20 protein-coding genes are annotated in these 22,125 nt (G+C 47.0%); 7 read left to right on the top strand and 13 right to left on the bottom strand.

All coding sequences use genetic code 11. From position 1 onward, the window contains the following. Positions 1-15: 15 nt before the first annotated feature. Both UWK_RS17360 and UWK_RS17365 read right to left on the bottom strand, forming a co-directional pair. Positions 16-615, bottom strand: a complete 600-nt coding sequence (locus UWK_RS17360) for an SAM-dependent methyltransferase (protein WP_015405698.1) — start codon at positions 613-615, stop codon at positions 16-18. A 231-nt stretch (positions 616-846) separates the two neighbouring features. Next, complete coding sequence (locus UWK_RS17365) at positions 847-2,325, bottom strand: CCA tRNA nucleotidyltransferase (protein WP_015405699.1); 1,479 nt, start codon at positions 2,323-2,325, stop codon at positions 847-849. Positions 2,326-2,443: 118 nt separating this feature from the next. Between UWK_RS17365 and UWK_RS17370 the strand changes: the two genes are divergently transcribed. Together UWK_RS17370 and UWK_RS17375 are read left to right on the top strand one after the other, a co-directional pair. Further along, the gene (locus UWK_RS17370; RefSeq protein ID WP_015405700.1) at positions 2,444-2,932 is read left to right on the top strand and encodes a thioredoxin family protein; all 489 of its coding nucleotides are present in this window, start codon (positions 2,444-2,446) and stop codon (positions 2,930-2,932) included. Between the two features lies 1 nt (position 2,933). Further along, positions 2,934-3,881 (top strand): tRNA dihydrouridine synthase, encoded by a 948-nt coding sequence (locus tag UWK_RS17375; RefSeq protein WP_015405701.1) that lies wholly within the window; start codon positions 2,934-2,936, stop codon positions 3,879-3,881. A gap of 8 nt (positions 3,882-3,889) precedes the next feature. Here the strand turns inward: UWK_RS17375 and UWK_RS17380 are convergent, their stop codons facing one another. The 7 genes from UWK_RS17380 to glmS form a co-directional block, all read right to left on the bottom strand. Continuing rightward, entirely contained in the window at positions 3,890-4,768 is an 879-nt protein-coding gene (locus tag UWK_RS17380; RefSeq protein ID WP_015405702.1) for a nucleotidyltransferase family protein, read from the bottom strand. Between the two features lie 82 nt (positions 4,769-4,850). Next, positions 4,851-5,693 carry an LpxI family protein gene (locus UWK_RS17385; RefSeq protein ID WP_015405703.1) on the bottom strand — a complete coding sequence of 281 codons (843 nt, stop codon included), beginning with the start codon at positions 5,691-5,693 and terminating at the stop codon, positions 4,851-4,853. A gap of 3 nt (positions 5,694-5,696) precedes the next feature. After that, the gene (gene lpxA / locus UWK_RS17390) at positions 5,697-6,494 is read right to left on the bottom strand and encodes an acyl-ACP--UDP-N-acetylglucosamine O-acyltransferase (RefSeq protein ID WP_015405704.1); all 798 of its coding nucleotides are present in this window, start codon (positions 6,492-6,494) and stop codon (positions 5,697-5,699) included. An 8-nt stretch (positions 6,495-6,502) separates the two neighbouring features. Further along, positions 6,503-6,952: a 3-hydroxyacyl-ACP dehydratase FabZ gene (gene fabZ, locus UWK_RS17395; RefSeq protein WP_015405705.1), complete on the bottom strand. Its 450-nt coding sequence runs from the start codon at positions 6,950-6,952 to the stop codon at positions 6,503-6,505. Beyond that, complete coding sequence (gene lpxD, locus UWK_RS17400) at positions 6,949-8,010, bottom strand: UDP-3-O-(3-hydroxymyristoyl)glucosamine N-acyltransferase (protein WP_228130023.1); 1,062 nt, start codon at positions 8,008-8,010, stop codon at positions 6,949-6,951. Before lpxD ends, fabZ begins: the two co-directional genes overlap by 4 nt. A 17-nt stretch (positions 8,011-8,027) precedes the next feature. Further along, entirely contained in the window at positions 8,028-9,197 is a 1,170-nt protein-coding gene (locus tag UWK_RS17405; RefSeq protein ID WP_015405707.1) for an exo-beta-N-acetylmuramidase NamZ family protein, read from the bottom strand. Then, a complete protein-coding gene (gene glmS, locus UWK_RS17410; RefSeq protein ID WP_015405708.1) occupies positions 9,197-11,038 on the bottom strand; it encodes a glutamine--fructose-6-phosphate transaminase (isomerizing) in 1,842 nt (613 codons plus the stop codon). The genes UWK_RS17405 and glmS overlap by 1 nt, the downstream gene beginning before the upstream one ends. Before the next feature lie 228 nt (positions 11,039-11,266). Here glmS and pyrE point away from each other — a divergent pair, with 228 nt between their 5' ends. The 3 genes from pyrE (at position 11,267) to UWK_RS17420 (ending at position 12,693) form a co-directional block, all read left to right on the top strand. Next, entirely contained in the window at positions 11,267-11,818 is a 552-nt protein-coding gene (gene pyrE, locus UWK_RS17415; RefSeq protein ID WP_015405709.1) for an orotate phosphoribosyltransferase, read from the top strand. 3 nt (positions 11,819-11,821) lie between these two features. Further along, a complete protein-coding gene (locus UWK_RS19660) occupies positions 11,822-11,992 on the top strand; it encodes a dual CXXC motif small (seleno)protein (RefSeq protein WP_015405710.1) in 171 nt (56 codons plus the stop codon). A gap of 206 nt (positions 11,993-12,198) precedes the next feature. Further along, positions 12,199-12,693: a PilZ domain-containing protein gene (locus UWK_RS17420; protein WP_015405711.1), complete on the top strand. Its 495-nt coding sequence runs from the start codon at positions 12,199-12,201 to the stop codon at positions 12,691-12,693. Positions 12,694-12,718: 25 nt separating this feature from the next. Here the strand turns inward: UWK_RS17420 and hflX are convergent, their stop codons facing one another. From hflX to UWK_RS17440, 4 genes are all read right to left on the bottom strand, one after another. Beyond that, positions 12,719-14,356: a GTPase HflX gene (gene hflX, locus UWK_RS17425; RefSeq protein WP_015405712.1), complete on the bottom strand. Its 1,638-nt coding sequence runs from the start codon at positions 14,354-14,356 to the stop codon at positions 12,719-12,721. 97 nt (positions 14,357-14,453) lie between these two features. After that, the gene (locus UWK_RS17430; protein WP_015405713.1) at positions 14,454-15,758 is read right to left on the bottom strand and encodes a pyridoxal phosphate-dependent aminotransferase; all 1,305 of its coding nucleotides are present in this window, start codon (positions 15,756-15,758) and stop codon (positions 14,454-14,456) included. Positions 15,759-15,975: 217 nt separating this feature from the next. Then, on the bottom strand, positions 15,976-17,328 hold the full coding sequence (locus UWK_RS17435) for a sigma-54-dependent transcriptional regulator (protein ID WP_015405714.1): 1,353 nt from the start codon (positions 17,326-17,328) through the stop codon (positions 15,976-15,978). A 76-nt stretch (positions 17,329-17,404) separates the two neighbouring features. After that, positions 17,405-17,980, bottom strand: a complete 576-nt coding sequence (locus UWK_RS17440; protein WP_015405715.1) for a flavodoxin family protein — start codon at positions 17,978-17,980, stop codon at positions 17,405-17,407. A 240-nt stretch (positions 17,981-18,220) separates the two neighbouring features. Between UWK_RS17440 and UWK_RS17445 the strand changes: the two genes are divergently transcribed. Both UWK_RS17445 and UWK_RS17450 read left to right on the top strand, forming a co-directional pair. Then, positions 18,221-19,933 (top strand): peptidase domain-containing ABC transporter, encoded by a 1,713-nt coding sequence (locus tag UWK_RS17445; RefSeq protein ID WP_015405716.1) that lies wholly within the window; start codon positions 18,221-18,223, stop codon positions 19,931-19,933. After that, on the top strand, positions 19,930-22,113 hold the full coding sequence (locus UWK_RS17450) for a peptidase domain-containing ABC transporter (protein ID WP_015405717.1): 2,184 nt from the start codon (positions 19,930-19,932) through the stop codon (positions 22,111-22,113). The genes UWK_RS17445 and UWK_RS17450 overlap by 4 nt, the downstream gene beginning before the upstream one ends. Positions 22,114-22,125 lie beyond the last annotated feature (12 nt).

Raw genomic sequence — 22,125 nt, forward strand, 5'->3', positions numbered from 1 at the left:
GTTATTTAGTTATGATTATTTACCTCGAAACCCCATTCCCAGCACAAACACTTCACGGCTTTCTACTCGGGAACTCTTGGGTTTGACTGTCTTTACTTTCTGAAACTGCTCGCCTACTTCTTTGACAAATTCCGGATAGTCTTCTCCCTGGAATGCCTTACAGTAATAATTTCCGTTGGGGAGAAGAAGCTCCGCTGCAAGGGCCAGAGTTTGCCGAACAAGAACCATGGACTGTTGATGGTCCGCCCATCGATTTCCTGTAGTGCGTGGTGCCAGGTCAGCAATAAGCACTCTGAATGCCGGCCTGATCTTCCTTACCGCCTCGACCATTTCCGGCTTCATAATACTCTCTCGTATCCAGATTATCTCTGAACCACCGGCACGGGGGGAGGCAACCACCTCCTGCAGATCAACGCCGACCACAATCCCTTTTTCCCCGACTACTTCAGAGGCGTAAAGAGACCAGCTTCCCGGACAACAGCCAAGATCCAGAACAGAATCACCACGTTTTATAAACTTGTATTTGTTCAGTGCTTCTTCAAGTTTATAAACGGATCTCGCCGGGTATTTTTCTTTTTTGGCCTTCTTATAATAAAAATCTTTTACCGTACGCACAATAACTCAACTCAGTACCTTAGAATTTTTTTTCGAAATCTTCGAGTATCTCGTATTTTTTGAAAAAATTTCAGAAAAGCACTTATACCGGCCACTTAACGGTTACCGGTCTTAGGTTTCAGGAGAAGCAACACTCTAGTATTCAGTGTAACACTTTTTAGCGTACTATGGCGTCTTTGACAAGAATGAATTACTGCCTGCCCTGGTTAGCGGGCAGAACATCTATGAAAATTATTTTGATTTCAGGTACTGTTCGACCCAGAACAGAGCATCTGCACGATCTTTCACCTCACCTTCAACCTGTGCCTCCTGCAACGCATCAAGAATCGTGGAGAATTCAGGACCTGGCTTCAGGTTGAAAACTTCAACCAGATCCCTGCCGGTCATAAGCCGTGGCCCCTGCAGGGTAGGAGCAATATCGCGAGTATAGGTTTCCAGAACCTCGCAAAGCAATCCTTCCAGCTCTTCTTCCATTGCATCCGGCTTCATATCACCCTTTCCAGCCAGACTGTCAGCCATGGCAAGAAAGAAGAGACCAATCAGATCATCCCCGGCACGTTTAGCAAGTTTGAGACATGCCTTCTTGCTTATCCCCTGAGTGCGACGTACATTGCACAGATGAAAGGGGTGCATATGCATTCCCGTAAGCGACGCTACCCTCTCTCGCCTCTCATTTGCCCAGCGCAGATCACGGCCAAGCTCCTGTACCATCCGCCGCCCAATCTCATCATGGTTATAAAAGGTTATACGTCCGTCCCTGTCTTCACGAATTTTTCGTGTTGCCGGCTTTCCCAGATCGTGGAGAAAAGCGGCCCACTTCAACACCTCTGTAATTCCAGGTCGTGCCAGATATTCACGGAGTTTATCACCGCAGGCAGGGTAAAACATTTCAGGCTTTGCAATGATTTTTTCCATATTGTTCAACGCTGCCAGACTGTGACCAAAAACATCAAGATGGTGAGATTCCGGTTGAGTAAGCCCCACCCCTTCTTTTAAGGCAGGAATCACCTGAAACAACAGTCCCGATTCCACCATTGCAGAGATAACCTCATGGGCACGACTGGAGGCCATAATCAGGTCCATTTCATAACTAATCCGCTCAACTGAAACTCTGGATAAAAGAGATGCATGCTCGGTGATAGCCGCAAGCGTTTTTTCCTCAATCCTAAAACCAAAGCGCGACCAGAGGCGATAGCCACGCAGCATGCGCAGGGGATCGCTGACAAAGGCATTGGGACAAGCTCGTAAAATTCCATTATCCAGATCCTCCCTTCCTCCGAGAGGATCAAGGATCGGTAAGATTCCTGATGGAACCATAAATTCACTAAAACTGATCCCCAGAGCATTCAGGGTAAAATCCCGCATAGACAAATCCTCATCGATGGTGCTTGCTCCCGAGCGGAAACTTGAAAAATCGATGATCAGGCCTTTCCAGGCAACCCTGCCGGCATCCTCCTCGGCGGTGCCAAGTGGCACAAAGGTTCCACCATTGAGTTCCCTGATCAGCAGACGACAGCAGTGAACAGCATCACAATCCACTGTAAAGTCAAGATCGTTGGGTTTTCTTTCTAAAAGCCAGTCTCTAACAGTACCACCGACCAGAAACATATCCCTGCCACGTTCCTTGGCAACGGCTGTCAAGGCCTTGAAAAGCTGAGGAGGATAATCGGAACTGTGGCTACGCAGCTCGGCAACATTGCTCACGAGCATCTTCTCTCCTCTTTCTTTTTTTTATTTCATGTTTATACTTCACGCGTATGTCTCACATGTATAGTTGTCAGATGAGAAAGTGTACCACTTAACCCAAAAAAATAGAACTGAAACGTATATGGACACCCCCACTCAGCGTATGCTCAAGGTCGGCAAGGCCACCATTGGCCTAATCGGTCTTGATATCGCCCTAAACAACGCCCTGGTCAACAAAATCCCTGTTGAATCCATTTCCGAGCATCTTTACAGAGAAATTCGGCGGCAGAATTATATCCCACCAGGAATGACAGAGACATACAAAGCTGCGCTGAAACGAGAATACAGAAAATTACTTGGTGAAGACGTTACTGAAGACGGTGATCTCACAATTCGGATTTTCGGCACCGGCTGTATCAGTTGTAACGGACTGCGTGATGCTGTAATCGATGCCATGATGAAGGCAGGCATCGCTGCCGATATTCACATGATTCATGATCCTGACGAAATAGGCAGACATGGCATCCTGGCCACACCTGCGCTTATGATCAATGGAAAGGTAAAAATGGCCGGGATTCATCCTACTCCGGTGCAGCTTGAAGCCTGGCTGCTCGAGGCAGCAGAACAATAATATGAAGTCAAAACAGCCTGAACTTGTTCTGGCACCCATCCGAGGAATCACAGACTGCCATTTTCGTTCGCTTTTCCAGCGCCATTTCCCCGGCTTTGACTCAGCACTGGCACCCTTTATAAACCCCCAGCGCCACTCCCAATTCAACACAGGACAGTTAAAGGACATTTTACCGGTTGCCAACCTGGAGTTACCGGTCACCCCACAGTTCCTCCACACCAACCCGGAAGATTTTCTCTTTCTGGCAGGCCGTTTACAGGAACTCGGGTACAGGGAAGTAAACTGGAATCTGGGCTGCCCCGCTCCCATGGTTACCAAAAAGCAAAGAGGCTCCGGCCTTCTCCCCTTCCCAGAAAAGATCTTTGATTTTCTTGACCAAGTACTGCCAAAACTGACACAACTCGGGATACGGCTCTCCATAAAAACACGTTTGGGCTACGAAAACAGGCAGGAACTCCTTGATCTTCTACCACGTCTTGACCAGTATCCTCTGGCCGAAATCATTATTCATGGACGCCTGGGTTCGCAGATGTACAAGGGTGAAGTTGATCGGGACGCTTTTGGTCATTGTTTAGAATGCACTCAACATTTCATCGTCTATAATGGTGACATCACGTCAAAAGAAGTTTTTGACACATTGCAGCAACAATTCCCGAAGGTGGACAAATGGATGATAGGAAGAGGAGCGTTAGCCAACCCATTCCTCCCTGCAGAAATAAAGGGCAAAGAGATCTCTGGACAACGGCAACAGTTACAACTGTTTCACGATGAACTCTACACCTGCTACGCAGATCTCCTCGATGGCCCGGCACACCTCCTTGGACGAATGAAACAACTCTGGATTTATCTCAGTGCCTTTTTTCCACCAGAACATAAAACATGGAAACTGATAAAAAAGTGTAAGACTGAATCCAGCTATCAAGAGATCATCAAAAGGCTTTTTGACTGAAGAGAATACTAAACCAGCAGGGTATCTGAGAGATCCGTCCCCTCTTCAATCCTCACTCCATCCCAGACCACACAGCGTGTCAATGTGACATCTTGACCAAAACGTGCGCTCCCCACGCAGCACCAATCCTTAAGTGTAACACCCTCGGTGCCAATATGGTCAGCAATGAGAAAGGAACTCTCTGGAGTAATGGAAAATTCCTGCCAGAGAGGAATTTCTTTTTTCAGCAATTTACCGTGTAAGGCAAGATAATCAGCCACTGTTCCCATATCCGTCCAGGAGCAGCCATCAACCCGTAACGCCTGAATAGGCAAGTCTTCAAGCAACAACTCGCAATAACGATCAATAATGGAATTTTTTTGGGCCAAAGGGATTGTTTCCAGCACTTCGGGGTCCAGCACATGCAATCCAGTAAAAGCCAGACATTTTTCTCCACTCTGGTCGTCAAAACTAGTTACCCGGTCGTCCTCAACAGTGACCTTATTAAAACGTGGATAGTCATGCATGGCCATGGTCACCAAGGTACCACCAGACTTGTGACTCCGGTACAGATCGAGATAATCTACCGTGTGATAAATATCACCATTGCTTATCAGTAGCGGTTCATCCCGCATATGGGACAGGGCCATGCGCAGGCCACCACCAGTGCCGAGTACCATCTCTTCTTCCTGAATGATCACACCGGATATCCCAGCCAGTGCATCAACAATCTGCTCCTTCAAATGATGACAGTTTACAATAATACGATCAAAACCAGCCAATTGGAGACGGCGAATTGTGAGCAGCAAAAGTGGTTCATTCAGAAGAGGGAAAAGCGGTTTGGGACGAAGTTCCGTGAAAGGAAGAAGCCTGGTGCCGAAACCTGCTGCAAGAATCATAGCCTGCATCGAATACCGTCTCCCAAAAAGACTGCCTTAGCCGAACAAGGGATTACTCTGTTCATTGTTTGTAACAATCTTTTTTTAAACTTCAATAATCGAGAGTCCCATCTAAATTTTCACTGACACCAACTACTATAATTCCAGCCTCATCTGCCGCACGAATCATGGCTTCGGGATCAAAGAGGAGTGATTGTCCAGCTTCCACGGCTAGAACCGCTCCCCGGACAGAGGCAAGTGTCTCGATGGTTTGAATACCGGTTGCCGGAAGGTCAAAACGGAAATCTTGTCCGGGTTTTCGTACCTTCACCACAACGGCCTGCTCTTTGGCAAGATTTCCACCTCTGATAATGGTTGCATCGGTGCCATCAATTGCCTCAACTGCCAGCACGGAGCGATTCCTGACAACAACGCACTGTCCGATATCCAAAGCCCCGATGGCACGGGCGTTCTTCCAGCCAAAAGCAATATCCAGGCGCTGGTTATTATCGGGTTTTTTTCTTGTTAAAACACCATGCGGAAAAAACAGATGCTGCAGATAACAGGTGGATTCCAGTACCTGAATGCCTTCCTGCTCAAGTGCCCCGGCAACAGCGCGAAGAATAGCATCGTCCTGTTTGGAATCTATCTTGTTCCAGAGAGACAAGGCTTTTATGTCGGGCAGGATATCACGAAAAATCTTTGTCTTGGTGATGGCTCCGACAAAGACCGTCTCTCCCACTCCTCTGGAATGAAAGAACTTCAGTAACTTTCCCAACTGTCCAAGTTTCAGCCAGCACACTTCATCGGCCGCCGCCGCCACTTCATCGCCTGTCTCGTTTCGATGAGCAATGAGCACTGTTCTGCGACCGGCCTTTTTCGCAGCCTCAATAAAGAGTAGGGGAAATTGGCCGGAACCTGCAATGACTCCAATTTTATCAGGATCAACTGCCATGGTTCAACGTCTCTTGATGCGTTTCACCACACCGCGCTTTGAGCTTCGAATAAAGGCAAGTAATCCATCCACCTCCTCACAGCCGCCAAGCTCATGTTCCACCCTGTCGAGTGCCTCGTTGTGGAGCAGCTCTGGAGAATGGAAGAGTATACGGTAGGCTGCATCAATTCTGGAAATGATTTCACGGCTAAAGCCATTCCGACGCAACCCCACTTTGTTCAGACCAGAAATATGCATCTGGCCTCTTTCACCTGTCACCATGGCGTAAGGTGGGACGTCCTTACTCACAGCAGAGCCACCGCCAATAAAGGCAAACGTGCCGATACGGGAAAACTGATGGGTACCAGTTAGTCCACCAACGGTAGCCCTGGCGCCAACTTCCGTGTGACCGCTCAAATGGGCCGCATTTACAATAATCACATAATCCTCAATAATACAGTCATGTCCTATATGGGCATAGGCCATTATCAGACAGTTATTGCCAATCACTGTCCTCCCTCCACCCTTCACAGTTCCACGGTGAATGGATGCATATTCACGAATATGGTTATTATTTCCAAGAATAAGCTCTGTCGGCTCACCAGTATAACCGAGATCCTGTGGTGCTCCTCCAAGGGCTGCAAAGGAATCGATGATATTGTTTTCCCCAATCTTACAGGGGCCAGAAATCCTCACATGGGTAGCAACGGTTGTACCGGCGCCAATTATCACGCCATCCTCGATCACGCTAAATGGGCCGACAATCACACTTTCATGCAACTTAGCTTTTACAGAAACCACTGCCGTGGGATGAATATTCATATCTTTAGTCACCCAAATGATGCCATAAGCTCTGCTTCGGCAACCACTTTATCATCGACAAAAGCCTTCCCCGCAAGTTTCCAGATACCGCGTTTCTTTTTCAAAACCTCAAGTTTATAAATCAATTGATCTCCAGGACCCACTGGCCGGCGAAAGCGTACCTTGTCAATCCCGGCGAAATACAACAGCTTCACACCTACATTTTCAAGTTCTGTGCTATACGCAAGCACTCCTCCCGCCTGTGCCATTCCTTCCAGCATTAACACCCCTGGCATCACAGGCTTTGCAGGAAAATGGCCCTGAAAAAAAGGCTCATTAATTGTCACATTTTTCAAAGCTTCAATTTTCTGATCAGGAACAAGAGAAAGAACCCGATCAATCATTACAAATGGATACCTGTGCGGCAACAGACGTAAAATTTCTATTATATCTATATTTTCAATAAGTTCCTCACTCATTTTGCACTCCCTGATTGTTCTTCTGCAACGGCTTCACATTTAGCCATCTGCTTTTTTAATTTTCGTATATCACGCCCCATCTCGGACAACTTTCCAAACTGGATAGCAGCTCTTGCAAATATATTCATGGGAATGGCAGGTGACCCGCCAACCCGGGCTCCAGCATCCAAATTCGTATGTATTCCACTCTGTGCTGCAACCATCACAGTATCTCCCAGGGTAATATGACCGGCCACCCCAGCCTGCCCCCCAAGGACAACATTTCTGCCAAGGGTTACTGAACCGGCAATTCCAACTTGGGAAACGATGAGACTGTTCTCGCCAACAACCACATTATGGGCTATCTGAACCAGATTATCAATTTTCGTTCCCGATTTTATGTGGGTCACTCCATAGGCAGCTCTATCCACACAGCTGTTGGCACCAATTTCCACGTCATCATCAATCTGGACAATCCCTACCTGAGGACGTTTTGTGTGAAAGCCCTGTTTGTCGGTGGCATACCCATAGCCATCACTCCCGATCACTGCACCGGAAAAAATGGTTACTCGTTTGCCGATTTTACACCCTTGGGCTATGGTGGTATTGGCTTTTATGGTGGTATCATCTCCAATCTGCACATCGTCTCCAAGAACGACTCCGGCTTCAAGGGTCACCCTCTCTCCAATTGTCACTCTATCACCAATGGATACAAATGGAGCGACGCTGATCTGCTCAGGAAGAGAGGTTTCCTTTCCTATCCAGGCCTGAGGATGTACCCCTGTTGCAACAAACGGTTTTTCAAGAAGCCGACCATGTATTTTAGCCGAGGCCAGATAAGGATCGTCAACACGAATAACTGCTACAGGTGCCTTTTCGATGCTCATGGGGACTATAACCGCACTCCCTCCGAACTCTTTTAATCTATGCACATCTCCAGCTTTAGCCAGAAAACTGATATCGCCCTTTCCTGCTGTTTCCAGCGGAGCAAACCCAGTAATCTCCAACTGCCCATCTCCTGCAACTATACCATTTACCGCAGTTGCTAATTCTTCCAGACTAAAACATGTTTTGCTCACATAAACCTCGCTACTCATCAGAGAGTGTAAATAAGATATTTTTTTCTTCTTTCTAAAAATCGCTCCAACTCAGGCTGCCACCTCTTTTCAAGCAGGGAAAGAGATTCGCCACGCTCCAAAGCCTTGCGCAGAATCGTATCACCCAAAATAAGATCCATGGGAAGCCGTTCAAACTCATATTCATAGGGTGGTTCTTTATACGCGAAATCATCAGGATAACATTGCATCACCGCCTGCAGCAATGCCAGACTGGTTCGATAGGGTAAAAATGTTTCAGGGTCCGTTACATGAAGTTGAAACCCGGTACAAGCCTGCTCGGCCCATTTTCCCGACGTTGGCTGAAAGACAAGGGGTCTGAGATAACAACCGGGCAATTGCGTCGCCTCTAAATACTTCAAGATCTTCTCATGCTCCCAGAAGGGTGCTCCTGAAAACTCAAAGGGCAGTGTTGTGCCCCGCCCCTCAGAACAGTTTGTTCCCTCCCAGATGACCTGACCCGGATACACAAGAGCCGTTTCAGGAGTTGGCATATTTGGAGACGGCGCAACCCAGGGAAATCCCGTATCACGAAAAAGCATGGAACGTTTCCAACCCTGGATAGGAATAACCTGCAGGTCAGCACCGATGGAAAACTCCTCATTGATATAAAGAGCAAGCTCACCAAAAGTCATGCCATGCCGCATGGGGATAGGATAGAGTCCTACAAAAGAACTGCAATCCTCCTGAAGTATATTTCCTTCAACCGACAGACCATCAATGGGATTTGGCCGATCAAGAACCACAATCTGTTTTCCGTATTTGGCCGCAGCCTCCATGCAGTAAGCCATGGTGTAGAGAAAGGTGTAGACCCGGGTTCCCACATCCACAATGTCGATCAGGAGAAGGTCGAGGTAGGAAAACATGGATTCTGTCGGTTTCCGGGATTCGCCGTAAAGAGAAAAAACAGGCAGGCCACTCACTGGATCGGTACAGTGATCAGATTCGATCATGTTATCCTGTTTTTCAGAGAAAAAGCCGTGCTGAGGGGAAAAAAGGCAGGTTAGCTGACTCCCGTAGATATCCAGTAGGAAGTCCCTGCTATGACGCAGGGTATGATCGGTGGATGCCTGATTACAAAGCAAGCCGAGGCGCTTGCCGGAGAGTTCTACATCCGACCCAGATAAATTTTCGAGACCGATAGTGATCATTATTCGACGGTTACACTTTTAGCGAGATTCCGTGGCTGATCCACATCACAGCCGCGTCGGGAGGCAATTTCATAGGCGAGCAACTGCGCAGGAATTGTATAGAGTATAGGGTTAAGCTCTTCATTCACCTCAGGTAGATAGAGGACATCGTCGGTTATACTTTTGAGATGCTCATCACCTTCAGTTCCTATAAGTATGAGACGGCCCTGCCTCGCCTTAATTTCTTCCACATTAGAAATGGATTTCTGATATACGGCATCTTTTGGCACCAATCCCAAAATTGGCATATCCTTATCGATTAGGGCAATTGGACCATGTTTCAACTCACCCGAAGCATACCCTTCAGCATGAATATAAGAAATTTCCTTCAGTTTCAGCGCACCTTCAAGAGCAATGGGAAAGTTCAGCCCCCTGCCCACAAATAGAAAATCACGACTGTCATAATAGTTTTCTATCAATTCCTGTATTTCACCCTGAAGCACGGGAAGAAGTTTTCCTATAACGGCAGCAAGGTGAATAAGATCCCTGCCCAGCTCCAGACGTTTTTCCACTGCCATTGTTCCTCTTTTTTCTGCAAGAAAGAGAGTAAAGAGAAACAGTGCTGCAAGCTGTGAGGTAAAAGCTTTGGTGGAAGCCACTCCAATCTCAGGTCCTGCATGAGTATAAACGGTACCATCTGCAATCCTGGTCATAGTGGAACCAACAACATTGCAGATGATCACTATTTTGGAGCCAAGTTTCCTGGCAAGGCGAATCCCGGCAAGAGTATCTGCTGTTTCCCCGGATTGCGAGATGGCAACGGTGAGAACCCTCTCGTTGATAATAAGCTTCCGGTACCTGAATTCAGAGGCGATGTCTACTTCAACAGGAATTCCGGCCCAACGCTCAATCCAGTATTTGGCAACCAGCGCTGCATGCCAGGACGTACCGCAGGCCACCAGAAAAATACGGTCAATTCCGGCAAGATCCTCATCACTGAGATTCATCTCCGCCAGCTCAATACTGCCGGTTTCAGGATTTATACGGCCACTCACCGTGTCGATTATGGCCTGGGGCTGTTCATAAATCTCTTTCAGCATGAAATGCTTATACCCACCCTTCTCCGCCATGGCGGAGTTCCAGGAAATGGTATTCACCTCTTTCTCGACCTCTTCGCCACTAACCAGGGAATAGACAGTATGACTATCAGCTTTTAAAACGACAAGCTCCTTGTCATCAAGAAAGATAACCCTGTTGGTATAGGGAAGCAGCGGCGGAACATCGGAGGCCATAAAACCACCCTCTTCCTCATGGACGCCAATAACCAATGGACTGTGGTTTCTGGCGGCGATCAGAGTGTCGGGCATCCCTGTCCAGAGAACACCGATCCCGTAGGAACCTTCCACCCTGCCAAGAGCTTTGGTCACTGCAGCTCGCAGATCGGTATCAAGATACTCTTCTATGAGGTGCGCCAGAACTTCAGTATCGGTCGCCGAGGAAAATGTGTGTCCTTTTTCCAACAGTTCCTTTCGAAGCGAATGATAGTTTTCAATAATCCCATTATGAACAACGACAAGATTTCCGGTGCAGTCACTGTGCGGATGGGCATTTTCCGTCGTGGGAGCACCATGAGTTGCCCAGCGAGTGTGACCAAGACCGATATTAGAGGGTGCACCAATAGCTTCTCCCATAATGTTCTCAAGATTCTGGAGTTTCCCCTCACTGCGGTATTTTATCAGCCTTCCATCATGCAGATAAACAATGCCAGCAGAATCATACCCTCTGTACTCCAGACGTTTTAATCCCTCCAGTACAACCGGAACCACACGTCTTCTTCCCACATACCCTACAATTCCGCACATAGTAAATTCCTCATTTCCAATCTCTAGAAAAACTATTCCATTTTCCTGCTGCAATACAAGTAGTCGACCAAACTAACATGCCAATTTTTAATATTGCGAGTTTTTTCTTGTTCCTCGGCGAAAAATGAGTATTTTTAGTGAAGATAGATTCAAAAAAAAAATTCATTCCGGGTTCTATCTTTTTTTTAACTTACCTCAACAACCAAAACTTTTACAAAGAAACTTCCCATGGACAACAGACAACGACTAAAAGAAATCCTTCTTGAGAAATCATACAGAAAGGGCGAATTCACTCTCACATCCGGTAAAACATCTGATTTTTATATCGATGTCAAACAAACATCTCTCTCAGCTGAAGGAAGCTATCTCTGCGGCAAACTCATTTTGGAGCTTATGCTGAAAAACGACAAGCCCATTCAGGCAGTTGGAGGAATGACACTGGGTGCTGACCCTCTTGTCTCTGCAGTATCCGTTGTCAGCCACCTTGAAGGCCATCCGGTACCAGCTTTTATCGTTCGCAAGGAAGCAAAAGGCCATGGCACCGGAAACTATATCGAAGGACTCAGTAACATGCCTGATGGATGCACAGTGACCCTGCTTGAAGATGTGGTCACCACAGGTGGTACCCTGGTTCAGGTAATAAAACGAGTTGAAGATGCAGGGTTTACCGTGGGACAGGTTATTACGGTTGTTGAACGTCAGGAAGGCGGTGTGGACGTTCTTGCCGATGCCGGATACAAACTTGAGGCACTCTTTACCCGCGAACAACTCCTGAGTTGAGCCATGAGATGCCGGAAATGCTCAGAAAAGCTGGAAGTACTTCGTCAATGTCGCCGTATTCGTTTACGTTGCACTGGCTGCAAACATGAGTACCGTATTCACGAGGTAGCCAGTGACCTGGATCCTGAAACAGAAAAAATCCTGGAACGTTACACTGTTCTTATCTACGATTAATTAGTATCATTGTTGACTTCTTAACTTTAGCAATGGCTGTTTTCACACGTTCAGGCGTACCAGAAGAAGACAAAGATAAGAAATTAGGTAATTATACCTATGGTAAAAATCTTAGAAGATGCTAAAATAATATTAGTATTCAGGGAAAAAATCCCTGATCGAGAAAGTAAATAGTATTTCCTGCCCTGTAAGTGAGGTAGCCGGTAATGTTGAGTGACCAGCAATATGGTATGAAGGTTCAGAAATCATTTGTAAAAACGAATGATACCGCCTCCATCCGCTGCCCTGAATGCGCTCTTGTGAAAAACATTGCCGTAGGTAAGTTTCGCAGTAACAGACACACCCTTAAAACCCGGTGTAGCTGTGGAAACACTTTTCTGGTGGCCCTTGATTTCAGGAAACATTACCGAAAACCTACAAACATAATGGGTATGTACTCTCTCATAGGCTCTTCTTCCCGTGGTGGCGGCCAGATGCAGGTTAATAACATCTCCCGCAGCGGCCTTGCATTTTCCATCTCGGGACACCACTCCATAAAGATTGGTCAGCAAGCGCTCCTTAATTTCAAACTGGACGACAAGAAACAGACCGAACTTACAAAAAAAGTAATCGTTAAAAATATCCGGGACAATAATATCGGATGTGAATTCCTGAATCAGAGCCAGATTGGTAAAGACCTGGGGTTTTATCTTCAGCCCTAAAAACTTTTATTTTTCTAATAGAATATCAGTCTTGCAGGATCTTCCCCATCATCCCCTGGGCCTTCTCTAAAAATGGCGTCAGGGTTTCAATCTGTAGGGCACTGACAACAACTCCTTCTCTTGCCACATCTGCCAGTAACATTTCATCGTTTTCAACCTGATCAGCTTTATTGAAAAGTTTCAAACAGGGAATGGTATTCAAATCAAGTTCCTGTAGTAAATCATCCACCACCTTCATCTGCTCACGGAAGCAGGGGTTGGACAGATCAATTACATGGACGAGCAGATCAGCTTCCTCAAGTTCCTCAAGGGTTGCTTTAAAGGCCTGAAGGAGTTCAGCCGGGAGCTGTCGAATAAAACCAACGGTATCAGTGATAACAACTTCCATATCTCGCGGAAAACGTAGACGACGGCTGGTGGGGTCGAGCGTTGCAAAAAGCTTATCTTCAGCCACAATATTACTCTGGGTCAAGGTATTGAGCAGTGTGGATTTTCCGGCATTTGTATAGCCAACCAGAGAGAGCACCGGCAAATCCTTCTTCCTGCGTCTTGAGCGGCGCCGATAGCGCTCCCTGCTCACCGTCTTGAGTTCTTTGGCAAGTCTTGCCAGTCGATCATTAATGCGCCGCCTATCAATCTCAAGTTTTGTTTCACCGGGCCCTCTGGCTCCAATCCCGCCGGTCAAGCGAGAAAGTGCATCGTCACGGGAAGAGAGCCTTGGTAGCATATATTTCAACTGAGCCATCTCCACCTGCAACTTCCCTTCACGGCTCAATGCCCGATGAGCGAAGATATCGAGAATCAGTTGAGTTCTGTCTATGACCCGAAGCTCAGTGTAATCGGTAATGGATCGGATCTGGGAGGGATTCAGTTCCTGATCAAAAATAAGAAGATTGGCATTAAGCTGCAATGCCTGGATCATTATATCTGCGAGCTTTCCCTTACCAAGAATAAAGCGGGGATTTATTTTTCGTCGCTGTTGCAGAACCCGCTCCAGCACAACAACATTGTCGGACCGTGAAAGTTCCGACAATTCACGCATGGACTCTTCAGCCCGAATTTTAGACAGGTTGCTCACACTCACTAAAATTGCACGATCCTGCCCACTTTCAACTTCCTCTGATGACGTTTTTCTGGTGAATTCTCCCTCGAGTGCATGAATAAACTCTTCAAAGGAATCTTTTTGGTTGGCAGGATGAACCGGTGGCAGAAAAGCCCAGTTTTTCCCTTCACGGGAATCAGGAAGGAGATGTACTGAATACAATCGTTCGGGCAGACCATCCGACGCCACCTTGATAACAGACAGCATATCAAGGCGGAGAAAGAGAAGATCCATCAAGTCCTCATCACTGATGTCTTCCCGGGCCAGATGAGTATGAACAAGACGCAGCCCCTTAAGACGGCCCCGGCTGCGGATATGGGAGAGCTGAGGAATCATTATTCCTTTAAAATCACCAACAACCACAGCTTCAACTTTTCCGGAACGCTGCAAAAGCAGGCCGATCTGTCTGTTCAGTTCAAAAGACAGTTGACAGAGAGAGCGTGCCATCTCGGGACCGATTATGTCGTCCCTGCCGCTCCGTTTTCCACCAAGACGCTCCAGCTGTTTGAGCTGGTTTGTTTTCAATCCGGAAGTGTTCCCGCTGACAAGTGCTATAGCCAACCCTCCAGATTATTCATACTTTCAGACAGAAGCTCAGGGAATGCAGTAAAACCGGATCCACAAGGGTACAACTCACAGTAAATATTATTCACCCCCGTTAACTTTCCAGATACTGATGAATAGCGATGGCAATGGTTTCAAACACTTCACGAAAAACTGCCTCATCACGTTCAAGCAAAGTAACTCGGAACCCCTGAAGGTCGGTGGCGAAAGAGGTAAGAGGGACAACACAAACGCCCGTTGCACCCAGCAGGTAGTAGACAAACCGTTTATCAAGGGAGGTTCCCTCCGGACTGACTAGGGACTCCACCATAGCACGAACTTCCTTATTGTCTATTACCAGAGTCTGATCATGGGTCAATGCACCGCTTTCAAAACAGACACTCATATAAAAAGCACCATTAGGACGATTCACCAGTACACCTTTAACATCCTTTAAACAGTCATGGGCAATATTTGAAAATTTTTCATAGCGGGCAATGCGCTCTTGTAAATAGCCCTGATACTTTGGATGCTGAACCACCTTGGGGAAGACCACCTGAGGCAGGGTGGTAGAGCAAACCTCCACCATTTTGGCATTCAAAATGGACTGAATATATTTTGCAAACATGGGGTCTTTATCCCCGTTATATACTTCAATCCAACCGCAACGAGAACCTGGCCAGGGCATTTCCTTAGAGATACCACGCATGGCAATGGCAGGGACATCCCCAATCACATCAGATAGAGGAGAGGTGGACGTGCCATTATAAACGATATTATGATAAACCTCGTCACAGACGATAAAAAGATTATATCTCTTGGCAAGTTCAACAATGGACTCAAGAATATGAGTAGGGTACACTGCTCCAGTGGGATTATCAGGATTGATGATCAGGATTCCAGCAACTGCTGGATTGTACTTGATCGATTTTTCCAGATCATCCAGATCGGGATACCAGTGATGATTGGGATCGAGAATGTAGGTCAGTGGTTTATCACCTGCATGGGCGGCTTCTGCGGATGAATGTGTAGTATAACTTGGGGTTGGCACCAGCACCCGAGCGGTTCTTTTCAGAAACCCGAAAATTTTTGAAATAGCATCCCCCAGACCATTGAAGAAGAGAATGTCATCGGGAGTAATCTGCGCTCCGCCACGTTTATTGGTTTCCGCGGCAATAAATTCACGGGTACTCAACACACCCCTAGTCGGGCAATAGCCATAGGTCAGATCCTGCATAACGGCGTCAGCAACAATCTCTTTCATCCAGGAAGGTATTTTCTCCCCCTTTGCAATAGGGTCGCCTATGTTTTCCCAGTTTGTCGTCAGGCCAAGCTTCTCCAGTTTATTTCCGACATTCACGATATTGCGAATCTCGTAGGTCAGTTCACCTGCACCAATATGGACTATATCTGTCCTCATTTTACTTACTCCGTTTGTGTATATACTGAAGTTTTTTTTTGGTCTAAGACGCCCCCACAGGAAGTACCCCTGGGGCACTGAAGAAGAAGAAAAAAAAACGAAAATCCTGCTTTTCCACCCACAGTTTAGTTCACACTTCAGCCTGTCTCAATACCACAGCCATCAGCCATAGTCAACAGGGGCTGCAAACTGTCATTTTCTTGTCACTTTCCTGTCATCATTCAGAATACTTATGTAACTTATTCTGTAGAGTCTTACGGGTAACTCCAAGCCTCCTTGCGGCTTCACTTTTATTGCCGTCGGTCTCTTCAAGGGTTCTTAAGATCAAAACCTTTTCCTGTGCCTGAAGAGATGAGTCCTGTCCAACTTCTCTCTCACTCCTCCTCTCCCGCACCTGTTTCTGAATTGGTACGGGGAGACTTTTTTCAGTAAGGTATTCACCACGCATTAGAATAACCCCGCGCTCAATTGCGTTTTCAAGCTCCCGCACATTTCCGGGCCAGGAATAGCTGCACAGCAGTTCCATGCACTCCGAGGTGACTCCTGCAACCTCACGCCTGTTCTTTTCTGCAAATTTACGGACAAAATGTTCGACCAGCGTGGGGATATCATCTCTTCGTTTGCGAAGCGGTGGAACAGTCACTGTCACCACGTTTAATCTGTAATAAAGGTCTTCACGGAAATTCCCATTATGAACCTCCTGTTCAAGGTCCCGATTGGTGGCAGCAATAATCCTGGCATCGGTACGAATCGTCTCTTCACCACCAACCCGCTGCAATTCATGCTCCTGCAACACACGCAACATCTTCACCTGCATGGCCTGGGAAGTTTCGCCAATCTCGTCAAGAAAAAGGGTTCCACCATCCGCCTGGACAAACTTCCCTTCACGCTGTTTATCGGCCCCGGTAAATGCTCCTTTTTCATGACCAAAAAGTTCTGACTCAAGCAAACTCTCAGCAAGAGCGGCACAATTCACCTTTACAAAAGGTTTATCACGCCTCTCACTGTTATTATGCAACTCAGCTGCCACCAGCTCCTTTCCGGTACCAGACTCACCATTGATAAGGACAGTCGCTTCTGTGGGGGCCACATAGGAGATCATTTCGAGAAGTTCCCGCATTAAGAGAGAACTCCCGAGAATAGAGGAGGAATTTTCCTCAGGAATGCTCTTCTGCGCCACCTGTTTTCGCTCTTCGACCTGTTTCTTATCCACTGCCCGCTCAAGGGTCAGCCGGAGACGATCAAAATCAAGGGGTTTGGTCATATAATCATAGGCTCCATGCTTTATGGCTTCGACCGCCGCATCCACAGAAGAATACGCCGTCATGATAATAACGGGCAGAGCCGGATGAGTGGCGTGGATTTTAGCAAAGGCCTCCATGCCATCCATTCTGGCCATGCGCACATCCATAAGAACTGCGTCATAGGAAAACTTCTGAACGGCATCAACCGCAGTTTTACCATCATCTGCCTCCACACACTTCCAGCCCCACTCTTTAAACATGGAACAGAGCATGTAGCGATGCACCTGCTCGTCATCGACCACCAGAATGGTTACCTGTTTTGCCAAAACACCTCTCCCGTACCATCATTTACAATCTTTACCACAACCGTATCCATCAGAGCACATATCAGAGAAAAAAGTTTCACGAAGCCATTTGTTTTAAGGCCCATGCCATGTTCTGACCAAGCACTTTCATGGTGTTCATACCCTCTTCATCTTTGGCAACCTCTTCTTTCTCGCGCCCCATTCCAATGTTCCAGTAATTTGAGCCAATCACAATCATCTGTCCGATAAGGAAAAAATGATTCATGGTATCAAAAACATGTATAGCCCCGGCCCGTCTTGCAGCAACCACGGCGGCACCGAGCTTTCTCTTAAACATATCATCATTGGCACGACTCACCATGCCGCACCTGTCCATCAAGGCCTTCATCTCTGTTGAAACGTCCGCAAAATAGGTTGGAGAGCCAAGAAGAATGGCATCTGCCCCCTTCATCTTCTCAAGACAATCGTTGATACAGTCCTTTTCAACAGCACAGCGACCATCCTTCTTCTGAAAGCATTGATAACAGGCGATACAACCGTTAATCTCAGTTCCTGCAAGCTGCACCAGCTCAGTTTCTATCCCTTCGGCCTCGAGTTCAGCCAAGGCAGTACGTAACAACAATGCTGTATTTCCATTCTTTCTGGCACTTCCACTAAAGGCGACTACTTTCATAATTCCTCCAATAAACAATACATTTGTCATTTATTCCTGTTTACAACCTCACCTTCCTCTTTTATACAGTATCTTGTGCCTTTTTTCCGAAATAATCCATAAAAAATTCCACTCAACGATAAGGTTTATAAAATACACAACAATTTATCTTTTCCCTTCATTTCTCCATTTTTTTTCGATATCATCAACTCAGTTTTTTTTCATCAATAAAGCATGTTATATTAGTGGTTCAGGAGCTCCATGGCAGGAAAAAACAGAATAACAAAAATTCCAGCTGATACATTGGTAAATAAAAACAGCAACAGATTTTACCTGATGCTGTCGACGCTTGTCATCAACCTGCTGGCTCTGGCAATGCCTATTATGATGCTGCAGACCTATGACCGTATCCTTCCAAGTCACGGAATAGGTACCCTGGTGTTACTCATCTCAGGAGTTGCCTGTGCGGTAACGCTTGAAGTCGGCCTTCGTCTGGCACGATCATATCTCACCGGCTGGTCCGGGGCAGTTTTTGAACATAAAACTGCTTGCGCCGCCATGTCTCACCTGCTCAATGCCAATGTTCAGGCATTTGAAAAACAGGGTGCAGGAGCGTACATCCAAAAGATGGCGGCAATCACCAGATTGCGAAGTTTCTACTCCGGCCAGGCACTGATGACCATGGTGGACCTTCCCTTTGTTATAACTTTTCTTGTCCTGATTGGCTATATCGGAGGAGATCTGGTTTTTGTACCACTCACTCTGTTTATTCTTTTCTGCATTATATCCTGGATTGTGGGAATACGCCTCAAACAGGAGGTAAAAGAACAGGACTTCAGCGACAAGATCCGCTACAACTTTCTCATAGAGACCCTGACCGGTATTCACTCCATAAAGAGTCAGGGGCTTGAAAAATTCTTTTTCCGCCGTAACGATCGTCTTCAAAATCGTATCTCGGCTGCTCACTTTCAAGTTGCACTTTCCAATAATATCGCCATGAGCTCGGGAATGCTGTTTGGCCAAATCATGACCGTATCGGTTGTATCTTACGGGGCGATCAAGGTTTTGAACGGTGACATGGGAACCGGTGGTCTTGCCGCCTGTCTCCTGCTGTCTGGAAGAGTCATGCAACCCGTGCAGAGGGCATTGGGGCTATGGACCAGATTTCAAAGCTTTTTTATCGACAAAAAAGAACTGGAAGATATTTTTGCCCTCCCAGGATCGTCCTACGGTGACACTGAAACAGTGATGCAGCCCACGGGCCTTGTCAGCTGTAGAAACCTCAGTTTTTCTTACGGAGAAAAAAGCTCTCTTCTCTTCGACGACATCAACCTCTCGCTGCGAACGGGCCAGTCCATATCTCTTATTGGAGAGCAGGGTTCGGGCAGAACAACATTTATCAACCTTCTCACCGGCTTGTACAAACCGACAGAGGGGCAAATCACCATCGATGGAGCAAATCCATCACAGGTTTCTCCTGTACAGCTTGCCTCACATATTGGATATCTCCCGGAAAAAGGAGCTATTTTCCACGGAACGATCATGGAGAATCTTACTTTTTTTGGAACAATACCTGAAAAGGACGCCCTGAAAGCTGCCGAGCATCTTGAAGTGAGCGAAGCGGTGGCACTTTTACCGAATGGATATAAAACAGTACTCAGCGATTCCGTAACCGACCCCATTCCTCCAGGCCTCAAACAACGAATCTCAATAGCACGCGCTCTCGCCACAAGGCCCCGGATTATTCTGTTCAACAACGCCGACAGAAATCTTGACCGCTCCGGCTACAACCTGGTCTTCAGGATACTCGGGCGCCTCAAAAAAAACACCGTCCTTATCATCATTTCCGATGATCGCAATATCCTTCGACTGGCAGACAAGGAATACTACATCGTCAACGGAAAACTAGAGGAGAACGCTCCTGTTGACTCCAAACTCTTCTCGGTTCTGCCATTCAGAGAGTTACGGGCATGAGTGATGATTTTCTAAAAAAAAGCAGCTTGCTGCAAAGCAGGATCGAACCCTATGGCTGGCTTTCCAAAACCGGCCTGCCTTCGCCCTTCGCCTCATGTGTGGCACCGCTCCTCACTGCTCTTTCCTGGAACGGAGAAGTGCATCAGATCTGTGAATCCCTGCCCCACTACCCTGACCAGATCGACCGAGTGGATTTCATTAACACCATGGCAAATCTGAATTATCAGATTCAACATGCCAGCGTAAAACAATTAACAGGTTTTGATGCACGCCTTGCCCCCTGCCTCGTTGTTGTCAATGAGGGGGGAGACCAAGAGATCCCTTATATTGTCTTTAGCGACTCAAAAAGTACTCTCCACGCCTTCGATGGAAAAAGTCAGGAATGTGTTCCCTTTACTACAATCACAAAAAGCAGTGGAACAATTTACACTTTTCAGGCCCTCGATGAGAATGGACTGGATAAAAACAAACTGAACCAGCAGGTCCATGAAAAACCGAGCCGCTGGGCCCGGTTTCTGGGCAGCCGCTTTACTCCTGTCTTCAAGCAGATATTTGTTTCAAGTTTTGTGATCAATCTGCTGGCCCTTGTATCATCACTTTTTGTCATGGCCGTATATGACAAAGTAATCGGCAACAATTCCCCTGACACCTTGTATTTCTTAGCAATTGGTGCACTTATGGCCATAGGTTTCGAGTCTTTGCTTCGCTACCTGCGCGCAAGAAGTCTTGCCTTTTTCGGGGTTCGCCTTGACTCCATTATCACCCAATCCATTTTTGAGCGTCTCCTGTATCTTCCACCCCGTATCGTGGAAAGTTCATCCATTCCGGCACAGATTGCCCGCCTGAAAGATTTCGACTCCGTCCGTAATTTCTTCTCAGGCCCCGTGGGGACGAATCTGGTTGAAATTCCCTTTACCCTGATTTTTATTTTCACCATTTATTTTATCGGAGGACCACTGGTACGCATTCCCATTCTTCTGGCGCTTTTTTATTCTTTACTCGGGTTCATCATGCTTCCCCGGATTCAGAACTGCACTGAAGAGGGAGCCGTTGCCAGCGTTCAGCGACAGACGCTCATGGTGGAAACCATGCAGAAATTCAGACCTATCCGTATCCATGGCGCCATGGATACCTGGTTTGAGCGCTTCAGGAAACTCTCGGGTATCTCAGCATACACCTCCTTTAAAAGCTCCCAGCAGACAGCATTTGTGGAAGCAATTGCCTACGGACTTTCGGTCGGAGCGGGTGTAGGTACTCTGGTTTACGGTATCTTTCTGGTCTGGGAACAACAAATCACAACAGGTGCACTTATTGCCAGTATGATGCTGGTATGGCGAGTTATTTCTCCCCTGCAATCCATCTGCAACTCTCTGGTGCGTATTCGTTATATTTTCCGCAGCGTGGGTCAGGTGCACAAACTCTTGCGCTCGGCCCCTGAAAACAGTACTACCCTTTCTGATCAACCATTCACTATCACCGGAAATATTTCATTCAGTGGCGTGGGCCTGCGCTATACTGCAGATCGAGGAGCAGTCTTCAGCGGAATGACGCTCAACATCAAGGCAGGTGAAGTTGTTGCCGTGGCAGGTCCCAGCGGCTCCGGGAAATCATCTCTGCTGAAAATCATTATAGGCCTCTATCCACCGCAGATGGGTGCAGTACTGATAGATGGGCTTGATATACGACAACGGGACCCCATAGCACTGAGGCGAAATATTGCCTATACCCCGCAAACACCGGAGCTTTTTCACGGCTCAATCGAACAAAACCTGCGCATGTGTAAACCCGACGCAACCCCTGAAGAACTCAACAACTGTTTATACCTTGCAGGGGCACTCGACGATGTCAATCACTTTGAAGAAGGTATCTCGTACTTTATTGGAGACTACAAATCTGAACAACTCTCCACCACCCTCACCTATCAGTTAACACTGGCACGCACCTACCTAAGGGATGCATCTATCTTTTTATTTGATGAAATGCCGCCAACACTTCTAGGAAAAAAAACCGGCATATTTTTCCGTGAATTCTTGCAGAACAACCGGGGCAGCAAAACCATGCTCTATGTAACGGACCACGAAGAAGACATACTCAAGGCTGACAAATTAATCTATCTGACCGGAACCGGTCAGGTGCTGATCGGAGATCCTGCCGAACTACTGACAGCTCTCAAAAAATAACAGGTAAGCAAA

It is taken from the genome of Desulfocapsa sulfexigens DSM 10523, assembly GCF_000341395.1.
GTDB classification, from domain to species: Bacteria; Desulfobacterota; Desulfobulbia; order Desulfobulbales; family Desulfocapsaceae; genus Desulfocapsa; species Desulfocapsa sulfexigens.

Bases quoted from the DNA above. Each gene is read 5' to 3' on its own strand.
- UWK_RS19660 (WP_015405710.1), top strand. From the start codon at position 11,822: ATGAGATGCCGGAAATGCTCAGAAAAGCTGGAAGTACTTCGTCAATGT.
- UWK_RS17380 (WP_015405702.1), bottom strand. From the start codon at position 4,768: ATGCAGGCTATGATTCTTGCAGCAGGTTTCGGCACCAGGCTTCTTCCT.
- UWK_RS17365 (WP_015405699.1), bottom strand. From the start codon at position 2,325: ATGCTCGTGAGCAATGTTGCCGAGCTGCGTAGCCACAGTTCCGATTAT.
- UWK_RS17385 (WP_015405703.1), bottom strand. From the start codon at position 5,693: ATGGCAGTTGATCCTGATAAAATTGGAGTCATTGCAGGTTCCGGCCAA.
- UWK_RS17430 (WP_015405713.1), bottom strand. From the start codon at position 15,758: ATGAGGACAGATATAGTCCATATTGGTGCAGGTGAACTGACCTACGAG.
- UWK_RS17370 (WP_015405700.1), top strand. From the start codon at position 2,444: ATGGACACCCCCACTCAGCGTATGCTCAAGGTCGGCAAGGCCACCATT.
- UWK_RS17420 (WP_015405711.1), top strand. From the start codon at position 12,199: ATGTTGAGTGACCAGCAATATGGTATGAAGGTTCAGAAATCATTTGTA.
- UWK_RS17440 (WP_015405715.1), bottom strand. From the start codon at position 17,980: ATGAAAGTAGTCGCCTTTAGTGGAAGTGCCAGAAAGAATGGAAATACA.
- pyrE (WP_015405709.1), top strand. From the start codon at position 11,267: ATGGACAACAGACAACGACTAAAAGAAATCCTTCTTGAGAAATCATAC.
- UWK_RS17375 (WP_015405701.1), top strand. From the start codon at position 2,934: ATGAAGTCAAAACAGCCTGAACTTGTTCTGGCACCCATCCGAGGAATC.
- UWK_RS17405 (WP_015405707.1), bottom strand. From the start codon at position 9,197: ATGATCACTATCGGTCTCGAAAATTTATCTGGGTCGGATGTAGAACTC.
- UWK_RS17445 (WP_015405716.1), top strand. From the start codon at position 18,221: ATGGCAGGAAAAAACAGAATAACAAAAATTCCAGCTGATACATTGGTA.
- fabZ (WP_015405705.1), bottom strand. From the start codon at position 6,952: ATGAGTGAGGAACTTATTGAAAATATAGATATAATAGAAATTTTACGT.
- glmS (WP_015405708.1), bottom strand. From the start codon at position 11,038: ATGTGCGGAATTGTAGGGTATGTGGGAAGAAGACGTGTGGTTCCGGTT.
- UWK_RS17450 (WP_015405717.1), top strand. From the start codon at position 19,930: ATGAGTGATGATTTTCTAAAAAAAAGCAGCTTGCTGCAAAGCAGGATC.
- lpxA (WP_015405704.1), bottom strand. From the start codon at position 6,494: ATGAATATTCATCCCACGGCAGTGGTTTCTGTAAAAGCTAAGTTGCAT.